The sequence below is a fragment of the Bacillus sp. FSL R12-0074 genome (assembly GCF_038005725.1).
Lineage (GTDB): Bacteria > Bacillota > Bacilli > Bacillales > Bacillaceae_G > Bacillus_A > Bacillus_A mycoides.
Genome location: NZ_JBBOTR010000001.1, coordinates 4,638,733 through 4,654,743 on the forward strand (window position 1 = coordinate 4,638,733; position 16,011 = coordinate 4,654,743).

A 16,011-nucleotide genomic window follows, 5' to 3' on the forward strand; every position below is an offset into this window, starting at 1 on the left:
ATATTATAGACCAGCTTGCTCTTTTAAAGTAGCTGCTTTGTCTGTACGTTCCCATGTAAGATCTACATCAGTACGTCCGAAGTGGCCGTAAGCTGCTGTTTGTTTGTAAATTGGGCGACGTAAGTCTAGCATTTTAATAATACCAGCTGGGCGAAGATCGAAGTTGTTACGAACTAGTTCTACTAATACGTCTTCAGATACTTTACCAGTGCCTAATGTATCAACTGAAATTGATACTGGTTGTGCTACGCCAATTGCGTATGCAAGTTGTACTTCTGCTTTGTCAGCAAGACCAGCTGCTACGATGTTTTTCGCAACATAACGAGCTGCATATGCTGCAGAACGGTCAACTTTCGTTGCATCTTTACCAGAGAATGCACCACCGCCATGGCGAGCGTATCCACCGTAAGTATCAACGATGATTTTACGTCCTGTTAAACCAGCATCACCTTGTGGTCCACCAATTACGAAGCGGCCAGTTGGGTTAATGAAGAATTTCGTTTCTCCATCCATTAATTCTGCTGGAACTACAGCTTTAATTACGTGCTCTTTTAAATCGCGATCGATTTCTTCCCACGTAACATCTGGATGATGTTGTGTAGAAATTACAATTGTATCCACACGTACAGGTTTACCATTTTCATCATACTCAACTGTAACTTGCGTTTTTCCATCCGGACGTAAGTATGATAATGTGTCATCTTTACGTACTTCAGTTAAACGACGAGCTAATTTGTGAGCAAGCGAGATTGGAAGTGGCATTAATTCTTGTGTTTCATTACATGCGAAGCCAAACATTAAACCTTGGTCTCCCGCACCAATTGCCTCAATCTCAGCGTCAGTCATTTGACCTTCGCGTGCTTCTAGTGCTTGGTCAACACCCATAGCGATGTCAGCAGATTGCTCATCGATAGATGTTAAAACTGCACAAGTTTCTGCATCGAATCCGTATTTTGCGCGTGTGTAACCAATGCCTTGAATTGTTTCACGAACGATTTTTGGAATATCTACGTAAGTAGAAGTCGTAATTTCCCCCGCTACCAATACTAAACCAGTTGTTACAGTTGTTTCACAAGCTACACGTGCATTTGCGTCCTTTGCTAAGATCGCATCTAAAATTGAATCAGAAATTTGGTCACAAATTTTATCTGGATGTCCTTCAGTTACAGACTCAGATGTGAACAGATGACGTTTTTTTGTCATGTGGTAAACCTCCCTACAGTAATTGTATATATTGTACGGAACTCATCCTTAATTTGCCACAAACTGCGACATACATTTATTCTCCCACACAAGCATACAGAAAAACCTTTCCTACTTAACATAGAGGAAAGGTTTAATTTGCTACTTGCATACTGCTTTTTGCCCTTTGCTCTTATCGTTCGAGACCGTTAGCCTCGCACAGGTTTTAGCACCTATTCACCTGTATTTACCACTACAAGTGAGGTTGCTGGGCTTCATCGGGCCTGTCCCTCCGCCAGCTCGGGATAAGAGAGTATCCGTCCCAACCTATACTAAAGAAATGATATTCATTTGTCAATTAATATTCACATTTTCCTGAAAGTTTTTCTCAATACCCATAGAATGAAATATTAATAGGGAAATGATACATTCACACAAACAAAAATAAATAAATAGTATACATTATTTATATAATTGTGTTATACTATTGATGGGGATTACGAGAAATATTTCATTAAATGAAAAGGATGGTATATAAATATGAGTACTGTGAATGTCCAAATTGGTTTACATGAATTATTGAACGGAAGCAATGCACAGATTCAATTAAGTGTTCCGCAATTAGTGGAAAAAGTATTAATGCGAAACGAAGGGAAATTAACTTCTACTGGTGCCGTTTCTGCTTCAACAGGAAAATACACAGGACGTTCTCCTAAAGATAAATTTATTGTGAAGGAAGCATCGGTTGCTGACAAAATTGCTTGGGGAGCCGTGAACCAACCGATCTCTGAAGAACATTTTAATAAATTATATATAAAAGTTTTAGAATACTTAAAAGAAAAAGAAGAGTTATTCATCTTCAAAGGATTTGCTGGCGCTGATCGCAACTATCGCCTACCAATTCAAGTTGTTAACGAATATGCATGGCATAATTTGTTCGTACATCAATTATTTATTCGTCCAAATGAAGAAGAATTAGCAACTCACGAATCAGAGTTCACAATTGTTTCTGCACCAAACTTCAAAGCAGATCCAGCAATTGACGGTACAAATTCTGAAGCATTCATTATGGTTTCATTCGAAAAACGTATCGTACTAATCGGTGGTACAGAATACGCTGGAGAAATGAAAAAATCAATCTTCTCTATTATGAACTTCTTACTACCTGAACAAGACATTCTTTCTATGCACTGCTCTTCAAACGTAGGAGAAGAAGGCGACGTAGCACTATTCTTCGGTTTATCTGGAACAGGCAAAACAACATTATCTGCTGATCCAAACCGTAAATTAATCGGTGACGATGAGCACGGTTGGTCTGATAACGGCGTATTCAATATTGAAGGCGGTTGCTATGCAAAATGTGTAAACCTTTCTCATGAGAAAGAACCACAAATCTTCGATGCAATCAAATTTGGTTCAGTTTTAGAAAACGTTGTCATTGATGGTCAAACACGCATCGCTGACTATAACGATACTACTTTAACAGAAAATACACGTGCTGCATACCCTATGCATGCGATTGACAATATCGTACTGCCAAGTGTTGCAGGACATCCAAATACAATTATTTTCTTAACTGCTGATGCATCTGGCGTATTGCCTCCAATCAGTAAGTTATCAAAAGAGCAAGCTATGTACCATTTCTTAAGCGGTTACACTAGTAAGCTAGCAGGAACAGAGCGCGGTGTTACATCTCCGCAAGCTACATTCTCTACTTGCTTCGGTTCACCGTTCTTACCGCTTGATGCATCTCGTTATGCTGAAATGCTTGGTGAAAAAATCGAGAAACATGATGCGAAAGTATTCTTAGTAAACACTGGCTGGACTGGTGGCGAATACGGCGTTGGTAAACGTATGAACTTAGGTTACACTCGTGCAATGATTCAAGCAGCACTAAGCGGTGAACTTGCTAAAGCTGAAACTGCAAAACACGACATCTTTGGCCTTGAAGTACCTCGTCATGTTCCAGGTGTACCTGATGAAGTATTAATGCCTGAACAAACTTGGGCTGATAAAGATGCTTACAAAGCGAAAGCAATTGAGCTTGCAAACGAATTTAAAGAAAACTTCAAAAAATTCGATAGCGTTTCTGAAGCTATTATTAACTTAGGCGGTCCAATCGCTTAATTACAAATTTTCTGTTAGAATAACCCTTTTACTCATATGAATAAGTGTCGTGTAACCGTAAAGTTCCGCGTACTCACCGACAAAACCCAATGCGGCTTAACGGTTACACACACTTACATAAAAAAGAAGCTTACGTTTTCCGCGTAAGCTTCTTTCTATATATTCTTTAATTTACCAACATACAAATCACAGCTTCGAACACACAAACTATTCCCCACTCACTACATCCTTCTAGTTTCACACCGCATGGGACTAAAAAAGGCCCTAACCGCTTCTATCCACCGCTGGATCCTCTATTCCATCTAAAAAGAGGCTTTTCATCTTTTTATCTTTTTCAGCCCTTCGTTAATTCTTCTTCATCCTTCATACTATAATACCCTAAATTAATAACGATTAAGAAATAACCACCCAGAATACCTACTGCAAATGCCCACATTACCATATGATGCTCAATTTCGTACATAATAATAGCACCCAAAATTGCAGCTGCAAAGCGATTAAACATACCGAGCGTCGGCGCTTTCGTCTTCTTTACTATACTATCTCCAAGCTTTTCGATACGCCTTCCTAAAATCCAAACACAATACATGCTTACAATAAGTCCAATTCCTGCACCTAGAAAATGTGCTGAAAACGGTGTTAACATCCAGCCTAATAACAGAATACCTAGTAGATAATATGATTGAACTTTAAACGATTTTAATGACAAACTAATCATGCTGTACTCCCCTTCAATGTTTTTTCTATTTATCCAACAAAAGCTGTATAACTCATTTCTTTCGAGTCCATACTACTTAAAATCTATTTCATTCAAATTAAAAACAACATAAACGGTATGTTTATGTTGTTAAAATGCTTTTAGGAAATAATATTATACAAGATTTCTAATATAGAATCCCTCATAAATGTGACGTTTTTCAAAACATTTTCGTCCAATTATGAAAAAATTGATATCAATCTATGAACATACGGATATGATGTAATAAGCACATAAATAAAGGGGGCGTCTAATGATTTATTTTTTAATGGCTCTCATTCATCTCATTGTTCCTGCACTTATTGGACTTTCCTTGTATTGGTACACGAAAAAACATAGTATTTTCTATGCTGTCCTCGGTGTTCTTCTTCCAGGAATTATTCTAATTACACTCTTCCGCATTCCTTTTCTTAATTTAATCCCACTTATTACTGCCATTTTATTCCTCGTATTTTTACCAAAAATAAAAAAATAGGAAAGCAGATCATAGGTGATCTGTTTTCCTATTTTGATATAGGTTCTTGCACGATAGAATTAGCTTCTACTTTCTCTGATTTCACAAACCATAGACCGAAGAAAATGATGATTCCACCAATTATTTGTTGAAACGATACATATTCATTTGCCCATACAGCTGCAAATAAAACAGCTACAAGCGGCGTAATATACATATATACCATCGTATGTGACGCACCAATTTTTTGAACACCAACATACCACATGACTAAACCGAATACTGTTACAAAGAAAATAGAATATAGTAAAGCAAACAATGTCATTCCGTGTGTAATGTGAAATGGCATGACAAATACATGTGGACCACTTAACAATAAGAGCGGAATCGCTCCAACTAATGTCGACCATGCAGTAACACGTAATGCTGAGTATTTTTTAATAAGCGGCCCTGCTAAAACGGGATAAAGTCCCCAACATATTGATGTAATAAGTCCAATCCCATTTCCGTAGAAAGAACTAGCGAGTGAATGCCCCGCTACCAAAACTAATGTAGCACCAATAAAGGCAATCATGGAACCAACTAACTTTCGAGAAGAAAATTTTTCTTGTTTCAAGAAAATCGCAAATAAAGTTGTAAAAATAGGTGAAATAGATATGAGTAAAGAAGCATTTGTAGCGGATGTGTATTTTACAGTTTCCATAAATAACGTTTGATACAGTACAATACCTACAACGCTAACGATGATTAATCTTGGTATATCTTTTCGCTCCATATAAAGTGACTTTTCGATAAAGAACGTAAGTAATAACAGTAGTGGTGCTGCTGTCATCATTCGAACTGCAGTAAACTCAATTGCTGTAAATTCTAAAAGTCCATATTTCGCAATCGTATAGTTAATCCCCCAAATAATAACGACACTTAAAATTAATAACTCAATTCCCCATCTTTTCATGCGCAACCCCCTCCGCAAAGAGAATTATACAGAAAATTCAACTATATGTACATTTCATTATGTGAAAAAATCCATAAGAAAAAGGAGCATATTATATACTCCTTCTCTCTTCATTATAATCGAACATGTAACTTCATATTCGGATTATAAAACTGGCTTGGGCTCTTCAGCTGGAAAGTCCCTCCAACTTCATGCCAATCAACTGTTAATTTATCATCCATAAATACAAGCTTTGTGCGATCTGCAATAAAGTTTAGTACGCTTGATTCGACATCTACATCGCGCTCATCTTTCTCTGAAACGGCTACTAAATCAATAATCCCGCTCATAACACAACCGCAACCTTCATTATCATAAAATAACTTTATATATTTCGTTTCACTTGGAATCGTATTCATAATCTTTTTATATGCTGCCTCTGTTACAGTAACGTACATGTGTTAACCTACATCCTCTCTTCTCGTATCATTTATATATTGTACCACCATTTTTCTTGAATCTTATATGCAGAAAATTAAGACTACTATAAAATATATGTGATAAAGTGAAACTTTAATCAGGGGGGTATCCATCCCCCTCTGATTATTAGCCCTCGCCAATCAGGCTTTTACGGGCAGTTAATGCGTGATAAAGGAGGTTGTATCACTGATGTTCAAACTACAACGATATTTCATTTTCTTAGGTCTATTAGGTAGCTTTTTTATTTCTAGCGGAATGGTATTACAACATATACTTCCCTATTCTCCTTCTATTGGCTGGGTTCTAGGTTTTATTTGTTTCCTATCCGCTACTTATTTTTCCATAAAAAAACAAAAACAACTAACAAAGTAAGAACTATCTTAAGGAGGATTACCAAACATGCCAGCCTTAAAAGAAATAGAACAATAGCTTAATCATTTATTACAGGAGAAATCCATTGCCATATCGACAATGATTATGGTAGGTATAAATACTCACTCATTATGGATTATGCGAAAGAAACAAATATGTCACTCATCGGTGTGTCACACTCTGCTTCTGAATATTTAGTGAAAGAGACATTGATGTATGATTGGTTTAAAGAGAATTTTGATGTAGATGTTACTTTGATTCCGCAGGAGACCTGGTGGTTATAAAACTAATAACACCTCCCCTATTTTTAAAATCTGTATACACAATACGATCGACCACACAAAAATATAGAATCTACAATATATATATAATAGTTCTACTTTTAAAACTAGATTTTCAAAAATATAGAAAGGAGATAATATATGTACCAACGCAATTGCTTTAGTTGTGACGGTAGACGCAACAGCGGTTCTATCGGCGCTACTGGACCTACTGGCGCTACTGGACCTACTGGACCTACTGGCAATGCCGGGGCCGGTTTGCAAAGTACTACCGCTTTTAGTCTAGCAGCCGCTCCTAACTATAAAAAGGGACAAGTTATCACTTACACGAGTAGCGGCTATGTTGTAAAAAAAGATGCACCTCAAGGATTTCCGAATGTGTCTCAAGATTATATCGTATTGGTAGAAGGTGGTCCTACCGGAGCTACTGGAGTCACTGGTTCTACCGGAACTACTGGTGCCACTGGTTCTACCGGAACTACTGGAGTCACTGGTTCTACCGGAACTACTGGAGTCACTGGTTCTACTGGTTCTACTGGTTCTACTGGTTCTACTGGTGCCACTGGTTCTACCGGAGCAACCGGAACTACTGGAACTGCTGGTAGTTCATCAGCGAAAAGTATTGTTTTTCAAGGGACGAATGCTGGGTTTCAACGTATAGCAGGCTCTCCGGGAATTGATTCTAACGTTATTCCATACGTAACTGCTGGAGCTGGAAATATAGTTGGATTTGCGGCATCTATAAATGTTAATAACTTACCCGCTGCTGTTTATACGATTGATATTTGCAAGGATGTCCCAACAAACCTCTCTGCTCCTACCTCTAGTTACATCCTATCTACTATTACTTTAACTACTACAGATAAAATTACGGGAACTATGACATTTTCAATTAAACCTACGGATATTGGCTCTAGACAACCTCAAGTGTATAACCCTACTCCAGCACCTGGACCTGCCACTGTAACTTGGACTAGTATTACAACCGGAAACCCTGTTTCGAGGGGGGATGCGATATCTCTTTATATTAACCCCGGGATTACGGCAAGTGCTGTATATTCTATTTTTCTAATCACTGATATATAGCCCACACTTACAAATCGTTCATTTCACAAAAACCTCGCTACCGAGGCAAAAAAATTACAAATAAATGAAAACAAATAGCAGACAAATTCATTATATACTCTCGCTTTAAAACACCCATATTTTGGATTGTGAATTTGTACAATTTGTCAATGTTGTAAACATCCCCTCTACAATGAAAAAGGGAATCACTCTCAAGAAAGTGATTTCCCCTTTTTAAAATATCCCACTATAATTAAATCGGCAACATAATCTCAACAGTCGTTCCAACTCCAACTTCACTTTCAAAGTTCAATTTACCGTGGTGATCTTTAATAATTTTTTCCGTAACTACTAATCCTAAGCCTGTTCCAGTTTCTTTCGTTGTGTAAAAAGCTTCATTTAGCTTCGGAATTTTATCTTTCGGAATGCCGCATCCCTCATCTATAATTTGAACAATGATCACATCTTCCACTATAACTTTTACAGTAATAGTTCCGCCAACTGACATTGCTTCAATCGCATTTTTTATTAAATTAAAAAATACTTGTTTCAATCGTTTTTCCTCACATGTAATTGATGGTATATCTTTACTATAAATAGCATGCATTTTTATCCCTTGTTCTAAAGCTGGCTTTTCCATAACCCTGATAACATAAGAGATGATTTCTTTAATATTATGCATTTCGGATTCTACCGATTTAGATTTCTCAAACCCATTTAGTTCTGTAGCAATTGTATGAATTCGCTCTACTTCCTGTCTCATAATTTCACTATAAATTTTATCTTCTGGATATTTTTTCGCTTGCTTATTCACAAGTTTTTTCAATTTTTCTAACGGTCTTCTAATCTTATCGCCAATTACTGTCGCCATTTTTCCAACCATTGCTAATTTCTCTACATTTCGTATTTCTTTATCCATCATTTCAAGTGTACGAACGTAAGATTGGAATCTTAAAAATATAATCCAACATATAATAACAAACACGCTATATAATGCTATTGGGATAAGAACAATAAAGGATTGAACAACGAATCCCATAAGTGCATATTTTCCAACAATAGTTCCGGCAACTAACCAAAAGTACCTCTTATTCACAAATATCGGTGCAAATAAAATAAAGAATCCTTCTACTATATTCCCGCCATCAAATTCCGCATCACTTCCGTAATAAATAATGAAATTATTAATAAAATCCAATATATTATAGCCAATTAAAATAATATACTTCACAATATACGGCTTTTTCCATTTCATAAAATAAAGTCCTATAAAGAATAATCCAACCATCAAACTATATAGCCATAAACCTAATCCTTCTCCAAAAGCATCTGCTAGTTTTTGATTTTTATCTGATAAAAGGACAATAGCTTTTTCAGCAAAATCATACGCAAAAAATATAACGAAGAATAAGCTTAAAAATATTATTAATGCCTTTATCTCTTCTTTTTCAAATATATTGCCTTTTTCCATATGATAACTCCTTTAACAACACCTCTTAATCTTGTGTTACATTGCGCTCACATTTTTTCGGGAGCAGTATTTCTACTCTCGTTCCTTTCTTTACTTCACTAGAAATGTGTAATTCTCCAAGATGATCTGTCACAATTCGCTCTGCTACCGTAAGACCTAATCCAATTCTATCTTGCTTCGTTGTATAAAAAGCATCCTTAACTCGTCCTAAATTATCCTTTTTTATCCCAAAACCACTATCTACTATACTTACTATTACATAATCTCTTTTTTTATTTTTAACTTGTATTTTTAATGTTCCGCCATGTTCCATTGCCTCTAAAGCATTTTTAATAACATACAAAAATACTCCTTTTAATTTGCGTTTATCACATTCAATTTCACTTCTATTTTGCTCTTCATTAAAGGTGCAATTTATATTTAACTCGTTCATTTTTCCGCGCATGTTTTCTACCGCTTGTACTAAAACATCACTTACAATGTGTTTTTCATAAACAGAAGGTTTACATGTAGCAACCTCCATTAATTCGCTAATCATATTATTCATATTTTCGATTTCAAGAATCATTTGTTCATATGTTGCATCTTTTTCGTGTTTCTCTTTTTGTAATTGCGTAAACCCTTTTAATGAAGCAAGTGGGTTTTTAATTTCATGTCCGACTGTCGCTGCCATTTTTCCGATAACCGCCAATTTTTGTGACTGACTTGCCTCTGCAATACGTCCCTTTACTGCTGAAAGATATTGTAAAAATCGATTTAAAATAATAAATGACACGAAAAGTAACACCATATTTATAACAAGAGACATAAACAGGTTAAGTTCTCCAAATACAAATAGGTATATCATATATTTCCCTATAAGGAATGGCGCTAAGACAAATAAATATCTTTTACTCAAAAAGATCGGTACGAAGAAAATGAAAATATATTCAATTACATTCCCTTCATCAAATGCTATTCTATTATGAAAAGCATACCATCCAATATTAAAAGTCTCTGCGATCATGTATGCAAATAAATATGTATATTTAACTAAATATGCTTTTTCTCTCTCAAATAAGTAAACACTAATACCTAATATAGCCATAATATATGCAAGCTTCCATATCCCTTTATGCCAATTTCCTAAAGGCATTGTATCTTCTAATATAATCGCGTATGCAACCTCGTATACAATTAAAATAACATGTATTACCCATAAGAAAATCTTAGCGTTTTTCTTTTCTTCTTTAGCTGATAGAAAACTCTCTTCCACTTCAACACCCCTTCAAAAGAATACCATTTATTATAATAAATGATTTTCATAGACAAACAAAGATAAATTGAACAAATGAGGAAAATCAATCCATAGATAATATACTTCCCACACCATATGTAAGCATAAAAACTATGAACAATAATACGTATAATATGGGAGGTGCTTTATATGGACGGTCGTGAAAATAAGAAGATAGAACAGTTACAATCCTTTACGAAAAACAATGAAGGAAAAGAGATGACAACGAATACGGGTGTCAAAATTTCAAATGATGAAAACTCTTTAACCGCCGGCGATCGTGGTCCTACACTTTTAGAAGATTTCCTGATGCGAGAAAAACTCGCTCATTTTGACCGTGAACGAATTCCTGAAAGAGTCGTTCATGCCCGCGGTTACGGAGCACATGGTGTTTTTGAGCTATATGATTCTTTAGAAGACTTAACAATGGCTCATTTTTTACAAGACCCATCTAAAAAGACACCTATTTTTATTCGTTTTTCTGAAGTTGCTGGATCAAAAGGTGCAAATGAAACGAACCGAGATGTACGAGGATTCGCTGTTAAGTTTTATACAGAGGAAGGAAATTTCGATTTAGTGGGTAATAACATTCCGATTTTCTTCATTCAAGATGGTATTAAATTTCCGGATCTTATTCATGCTCTTAAACCAGAGCCACATAATGAGATTCCCCAAGGACAAACAGCACACGATACTTTTTGGGACTTTATCGCCAATAATCAAGAATCAGCTGCGATGATGATGTGGATTATGTCGGATCGCGCAATTCCGAGAAGTTTTCGAATGATGCAAGGGTTCGGCGTTCATACATTTCGTTTAGTTAATAAACATGGGAAGTCACGATTCGTAAAATTCCACTGGAAGCCAAAGCTTGGCGTTCACTCGTTAATTTGGGATGAAGCTCAAAAATTAGGCGGCGCTGATCCAGATTATCATCGCCGTGATTTATGGGAAAATATTAATGCCGGAAACTACCCTGAGTACGAACTTGGCGTTCAAATTTTAGAAGAAGAGGATGAATTTAAATACGATTTCGATATATTAGATGCAACAAAAATTTGGCCGGAAGAAGACTTCCCTGTTAAGATCATCGGAAAAATGACGTTAAACCGAAACGTTGATAACGTATTTGCGGAAACAGAACAAGTCGCACTGCACCCTGGAAGCATCGTCCGCGGTATCGATTTTACAAATGATCCTCTCTTACAAGGTAGACTCTTTTCTTATACAGATACACAATTAGCCCGCGTCGGTACAAACTATCAAGAGTTACCGATTAATCGTCCGGTATGTCCTTTTCATAACAATCAAAGAGATGGTGCGTCTAAATATATAATTGATAAAGGAAAAGTCGCTTACCATAATAACTCTTTAGCTAATAACTCTCCCTTTACTGTACCTGGTACGAAAGGCGGTTTCGTTACATATCCTTCTACTGTTTCTGGACATAAAACAAGAGAGACAGCCGCTAGTTTTAAAGACCATTTCTCACAAGCCCGTTTATTTTGGAATAGTATGAGCCACGTCGAAAAAATCCATATTATGCAGGCCTTTTCCTTTGAATTAGGAAAAGTAAAAAGTAAATCAGTTCGCCAACAAGTCGTAGGTATGATTGGTCATATAAGTACGGAATTAGCTACTTTAGTAGCTGAAGCAGTCGGGGCAACAGTACCAAATGTTCAAGAATCAAATGTTACAAAATCCTCACCAGCACTAAGTATGGAACATACAACATTCAGCCCAAATACATTACGAGTAGGCGTCATTGTCGCAAACGGATATGACGGTCAAAACGCACAATATATTATAAATCAATTCAAACAAGCCGGTCTTCAGCCCTTTATTATTTCCGAACGATTAGGTTTTGTGCAAGGCTCTCAAAATGGACAGTGGGAAGTGAATGATACTTTCTTAACAGGATCACCACTTCTTTATGATGGGCTACTTCTTATTGGCGGAAATATTAATGATCATTTTCTTAACAAGGCAAGTTCATTCGTCGTAGAATCGTATAATCACTTTAAGCCAATTGGCGCTTTCCAAAATGGAACTACTATTGTTCAATCTTTAAACATCGAAGGAAAACCTGGCGTTATAACAGAACAAAATCCTACCTTACTTGCGAATGAATTTATTCAGGCAATGACAAAACAGCGATTTTGGGAGAGAGCCTATTAAAATGCATGAGGAGGATACATCATGTTCGTTACAGTGGAAAAAGATGTACACATTTTTGTTGAGGATATTAACCCAGGCCCTGGAAGTAAACCTGTCTTCTTCGTTCATGGCTGGCCTTTAAATCATCAAATGTACCAATATCAATTTAATATCTTACCACAACATGGTTTCCGCTGCATCGCCATGGATATACGAGGAAACGGGCAGTCTGATAAACCATGAACTGGTTACACTTATGATCGTTTAGCTGATGATATCGCAATTGTATTAGATGCACTTCAAATAGAAAATGCTACGTTAGTCGGCTTCTCAGTCGGTGGCGCTCTCTCTATTCGGTATATGTCACGATATAATGGACGTCGTATTTCCAAACTTGCATTAGTGGATGCTGTCTCTCCTTCTTTCGTGAAAAACCAAGAATCCCCTTACGGCGTACCGAAAGAACAAGCAGATGCTCTGATTGCTCAAATGTATGTAAATTTACCTAAGTTTCTAAGTGATGTATCTTTATCATTTTTTAATAGAAACTTAGGAGCTGCCACGTTAGAATGGTTTTCTTATCTCGGTATGCAGTCCGCTTCTTATGCTCTCATCAAAATTTTGCAAGCTGCTGCAAACGAAGACGTAACGAAGGACTTAAGTAAAATTAACGTCCCAACAAAAATATTCCACGGTGTTCACGACCAACTCATCCCTTATAAAAGTGCTGAGCTAACAAAAGAGCGAATTAAAAACTCTGAACTATATCCTCTTACAAATAGTGGCCACGGCTCTCCAATCGATCAAGCGGATGAATTAAATAAGGGACTAATAAAATTTTTAAATTCATAGTTCCTTTACAGTAAAAAAAGAAGAGTTGGAACAATTGTCATACAAAGAATAGATAAAAAATAAACACGCTCATCGTTAAACGCATAAATACTAACAACTCGAAATCCTGTTTGTTTATAAATCCACACAACAAATAATTGTAAACTAAAAATTAATAATAAATCTGGAACTGATTCTATTAAAATTAAACAAATTGTCCAATTATATACTAGATGAAAAATTCACACACTTCTCACAAATCAATTATTAAAACGACTCTATTTTAATTTATACTAAATGTACAAGTAATACTCCCTAAACCTAGCCTGTCTGGTTATCCCGTTAAATACTATGAAAAAAGAACTTGTATCGTATACAAGTTCTTTTTTGTCGCCTATTTAAATAATATATCCTTACTATATTGCTTTCCGATGAGTAAGTCATATTGAATAAACTCATATTGCTTTAACATTTCTTTTTGTTTTTCTGTTAAACTTTTTATTGCTTCTCCGTCTTTTCCTATCTTCAATTCATCACGAAGTACGGGAATTTCTCCATATAACTTCGATAAAAATTGATAGAACGGTACCTTATTTAATCCAGCATAATCAAAGACAAGATTTGAAAAATAGATTGGACTTACTAAACCTAAATTGTCATTTGGCATATCAAAATTTGCATACATTAACAACGGCGTTTGCGTCATCGCTAATCGTTCACTTGGCGTTTTTTCATTTGTTATATAACCAGTCTCTTTATAAAGAGATTTATTTGTTCCTAGTGATGGGAGATGATCCCCAAAGAATACTAATAATGTAGGTCTATCTAAATTATCTAGCTCCTCTATTAAATATTGAAGAGCTTCATCTGAACGTCTTAACCCTTCTGTATAAGTCTCTAATTCAGCCTTCGACTCTTCATTTTCTAATCCACTAATCTCTATTTGATTTTCACCAAATCTTCCTTCTGTAAATGGAAAATGATTTTGCATCGTAACTGCATGAACAAACGTAGGTTTCTTTTGCTTCTCTAATTCAGCTATTATCTCTTTACTCATAGATAGATCGCTAATATAATCTCCATCAACTTCTACATTTTCCATCGTATCTTGTGCATTAAACTTATCAAATCCTAACACTTTATATACATCATCCCGTTTAAAGAATGAGCGACCGAACGAATGAATTGCACTTGTATAATACCCTTCTTTTTTCAAAGCTCGAGGAATTGATGGAATTTCTTTCTTATTTGTAACAACTTGCTGATATGGTATAGAGCCTGGTTTTAACAAACTCATTGAATAACTCGTTAATGCCTCAAATTCAACGTTTGCAGTATTTCCTCCAAATGCAGGAGAAATAGTTTGTCCACCAGGAAAACTTTCTATATAATGATGCAAATTAGGTAAAGGATCTTCACTAAAGGACAGGTTCGTTAATTTCGTTGGATCCCAAAACGACTCACTCATTACAAAAATAATATTTGGTTTCTCTTTTTGTTTCTGCACCCCTATATTGCTACTATATTGTTTCTTTATATCGTTTGCTATTTGAAGCATATTTTCTTTTGAATAATCTTTCGGCTTTTCAATAACTGTCGTATCTAAATTACTTATAAATCCTAGCACAAAACCATTTGAAGCATAATTTTCATTTTGATCCCACAAAACGAACTCTATACCTGACTTTTGAAACCATTTATTCATAAACGTATTCGTAAAATTACCATACACATATAAAATAAAAACGGATCCTATTATAAATAGTACTCGTACGCCTGCATGAACTTTTACATTTCGAATATACTTCCTCACATACATACCTGCCAAAATACAGACAACAACACTTACAATAACGAGAAGAATATAACCCCAACTAAAATAATCCATCACCATTGGTATAACAGATTGCATATGTCCAATCTGTGTAAAATCAGAAGGATATAGTGGGTCTCCCCTAAAAACAATTTTAAAGTGATTTACAATAGCCAAAATGATTAGCAAAATGCTTGTCAAAATAGTACTCAAAAAAACTTTCCCAAGCACGTTATACACCAAAACATATATCGCATAAATTACAATTAAACTAAATATAAACTGTGCGTTATAATTGTAAATCCAATTCAGTGTATTTACGAGATTCATATTATTTTGCGTGAAAATAAAAAGCAAAGTAACCACATGCGCTACTAAAAACATTCTAATATAAATCCTAATAATCCGTTTGAATTTATTAACAATATCTTTATTCAAATGCGCAACATACAATAGTACAATCCACATCAAAATTGTCATTATACTTAAGACAATTTTTTGATTTAACATATCTTTCATCGTATCTAAACTAAAATATTTTAAAATCAAGAAAAGTGTGGGTATTACATATAGGGTTACTAGGCCACTTAACATCGCTGAAATTAATATACTTCTTCTTGGCTGATGAAATGAAAAATCACACCTCAATTCATTCCCTCTTTTCTGTTTATTAATTTCACCCCGCACCGTAAAAACAGTTTCTATTAAGATAACATACTTCATGCATTTCGTCTTCACACTGGATTCTACTATAACTGTAGTTTCTTAATTCTCCCTTAATCAACAGTTAATTTTTGGAATACCAACTATT

At 35.5% G+C, this 16,011-nt stretch carries 12 protein-coding genes, 2 pseudogenes and 1 riboswitch; of the genes and pseudogenes, 7 read left to right on the forward strand and 7 right to left on the reverse strand.

All coding sequences use genetic code 11. The annotated features are described in order from the left end of the window. Positions 1-3 precede the first annotated feature (3 nt). On the reverse strand, positions 4-1,203 hold the full coding sequence (gene metK, locus NSS97_RS24140) for a methionine adenosyltransferase (RefSeq protein WP_002015707.1): 1,200 nt from the start codon (positions 1,201-1,203) through the stop codon (positions 4-6). A gap of 169 nt (positions 1,204-1,372) precedes the next feature. Continuing rightward, a riboswitch (SAM riboswitch) is annotated at positions 1,373-1,494 on the reverse strand. A 228-nt stretch (positions 1,495-1,722) separates the two neighbouring features. Here metK and pckA point away from each other — a divergent pair. Then, the gene (gene pckA, locus NSS97_RS24145; protein ID WP_002089118.1) at positions 1,723-3,309 is read left to right on the forward strand and encodes a phosphoenolpyruvate carboxykinase (ATP); all 1,587 of its coding nucleotides are present in this window, start codon (positions 1,723-1,725) and stop codon (positions 3,307-3,309) included. 334 nt (positions 3,310-3,643) lie between these two features. Here pckA and NSS97_RS24150 read toward each other — a convergent pair whose 3' ends face one another. Continuing rightward, entirely contained in the window at positions 3,644-4,027 is a 384-nt protein-coding gene (locus NSS97_RS24150; protein WP_002129542.1) for an ATP synthase subunit I, read from the reverse strand. Between the two features lie 292 nt (positions 4,028-4,319). Between NSS97_RS24150 and NSS97_RS24155 the strand changes: the two genes are divergently transcribed. Continuing rightward, positions 4,320-4,541, forward strand: a complete 222-nt coding sequence (locus tag NSS97_RS24155; protein WP_002034446.1) for a hypothetical protein — start codon at positions 4,320-4,322, stop codon at positions 4,539-4,541. A gap of 28 nt (positions 4,542-4,569) precedes the next feature. Here NSS97_RS24155 and NSS97_RS24160 read toward each other — a convergent pair whose 3' ends face one another. Both NSS97_RS24160 and NSS97_RS24165 read right to left on the reverse strand, forming a co-directional pair. Continuing rightward, positions 4,570-5,475: a DMT family transporter gene (locus NSS97_RS24160; RefSeq protein WP_002138747.1), complete on the reverse strand. Its 906-nt coding sequence runs from the start codon at positions 5,473-5,475 to the stop codon at positions 4,570-4,572. A gap of 113 nt (positions 5,476-5,588) precedes the next feature. Continuing rightward, on the reverse strand, positions 5,589-5,912 hold the full coding sequence (locus NSS97_RS24165) for an iron-sulfur cluster biosynthesis family protein (protein WP_107887329.1): 324 nt from the start codon (positions 5,910-5,912) through the stop codon (positions 5,589-5,591). Between the two features lie 211 nt (positions 5,913-6,123). On the opposite strand from NSS97_RS24165, the gene NSS97_RS24170 reads away from it, so the two are divergent. The 3 genes and pseudogenes from NSS97_RS24170 (at position 6,124) to NSS97_RS24180 (ending at position 7,673) form a co-directional block, all read left to right on the forward strand. Continuing rightward, positions 6,124-6,306, forward strand: a complete 183-nt coding sequence (locus NSS97_RS24170; protein ID WP_044443934.1) for a hypothetical protein — start codon at positions 6,124-6,126, stop codon at positions 6,304-6,306. A gap of 62 nt (positions 6,307-6,368) precedes the next feature. Beyond that, positions 6,369-6,590 (forward strand): annotated as a pseudogene (locus NSS97_RS24175) (Nif3-like dinuclear metal center hexameric protein); the annotation flags it as partial. A gap of 138 nt (positions 6,591-6,728) precedes the next feature. Beyond that, positions 6,729-7,673: a collagen-like protein gene (locus NSS97_RS24180; protein WP_341114203.1), complete on the forward strand. Its 945-nt coding sequence runs from the start codon at positions 6,729-6,731 to the stop codon at positions 7,671-7,673. Between the two features lie 232 nt (positions 7,674-7,905). On the opposite strand, the gene NSS97_RS24185 is transcribed toward NSS97_RS24180, so the two are convergent. Next, positions 7,906-9,123, reverse strand: a complete 1,218-nt coding sequence (locus NSS97_RS24185) for an ATP-binding protein (RefSeq protein WP_107887326.1) — start codon at positions 9,121-9,123, stop codon at positions 7,906-7,908. Positions 9,124-9,148: 25 nt separating this feature from the next. Beyond that, the gene (locus NSS97_RS24190; protein WP_341114207.1) at positions 9,149-10,378 is read right to left on the reverse strand and encodes an ATP-binding protein; all 1,230 of its coding nucleotides are present in this window, start codon (positions 10,376-10,378) and stop codon (positions 9,149-9,151) included. A 171-nt stretch (positions 10,379-10,549) separates the two neighbouring features. Between NSS97_RS24190 and NSS97_RS24195 the strand changes: the two genes are divergently transcribed. Both NSS97_RS24195 and NSS97_RS24200 read left to right on the forward strand, forming a co-directional pair. Then, on the forward strand, positions 10,550-12,577 hold the full coding sequence (locus NSS97_RS24195; RefSeq protein WP_044443927.1) for a catalase: 2,028 nt from the start codon (positions 10,550-10,552) through the stop codon (positions 12,575-12,577). Positions 12,578-12,598: 21 nt separating this feature from the next. Beyond that, a pseudogene (locus tag NSS97_RS24200) lies at positions 12,599-13,408 on the forward strand (alpha/beta fold hydrolase). Between the two features lie 373 nt (positions 13,409-13,781). Here NSS97_RS24200 and NSS97_RS24205 read toward each other — a convergent pair. Next, complete coding sequence (locus NSS97_RS24205; protein WP_341114211.1) at positions 13,782-15,848, reverse strand: LTA synthase family protein; 2,067 nt, start codon at positions 15,846-15,848, stop codon at positions 13,782-13,784. Positions 15,849-16,011 lie beyond the last annotated feature (163 nt).

Coding starts and splice junctions, on each gene's coding strand:
- metK (WP_002015707.1), bottom strand. CDS start 1,203: ATGACAAAAAAACGTCATCTGTTCACATCTGAGTCTGTAACTGAAGGA.
- pckA (WP_002089118.1), top strand. CDS start 1,723: ATGAGTACTGTGAATGTCCAAATTGGTTTACATGAATTATTGAACGGA.
- NSS97_RS24150 (WP_002129542.1), bottom strand. CDS start 4,027: ATGATTAGTTTGTCATTAAAATCGTTTAAAGTTCAATCATATTATCTA.
- NSS97_RS24155 (WP_002034446.1), top strand. CDS start 4,320: ATGATTTATTTTTTAATGGCTCTCATTCATCTCATTGTTCCTGCACTT.
- NSS97_RS24160 (WP_002138747.1), bottom strand. CDS start 5,475: ATGAAAAGATGGGGAATTGAGTTATTAATTTTAAGTGTCGTTATTATT.
- NSS97_RS24165 (WP_107887329.1), bottom strand. CDS start 5,912: ATGTACGTTACTGTAACAGAGGCAGCATATAAAAAGATTATGAATACG.
- NSS97_RS24170 (WP_044443934.1), top strand. CDS start 6,124: ATGTTCAAACTACAACGATATTTCATTTTCTTAGGTCTATTAGGTAGC.
- NSS97_RS24180 (WP_341114203.1), top strand. CDS start 6,729: ATGTACCAACGCAATTGCTTTAGTTGTGACGGTAGACGCAACAGCGGT.
- NSS97_RS24185 (WP_107887326.1), bottom strand. CDS start 9,123: ATGGAAAAAGGCAATATATTTGAAAAAGAAGAGATAAAGGCATTAATA.
- NSS97_RS24195 (WP_044443927.1), top strand. CDS start 10,550: ATGGACGGTCGTGAAAATAAGAAGATAGAACAGTTACAATCCTTTACG.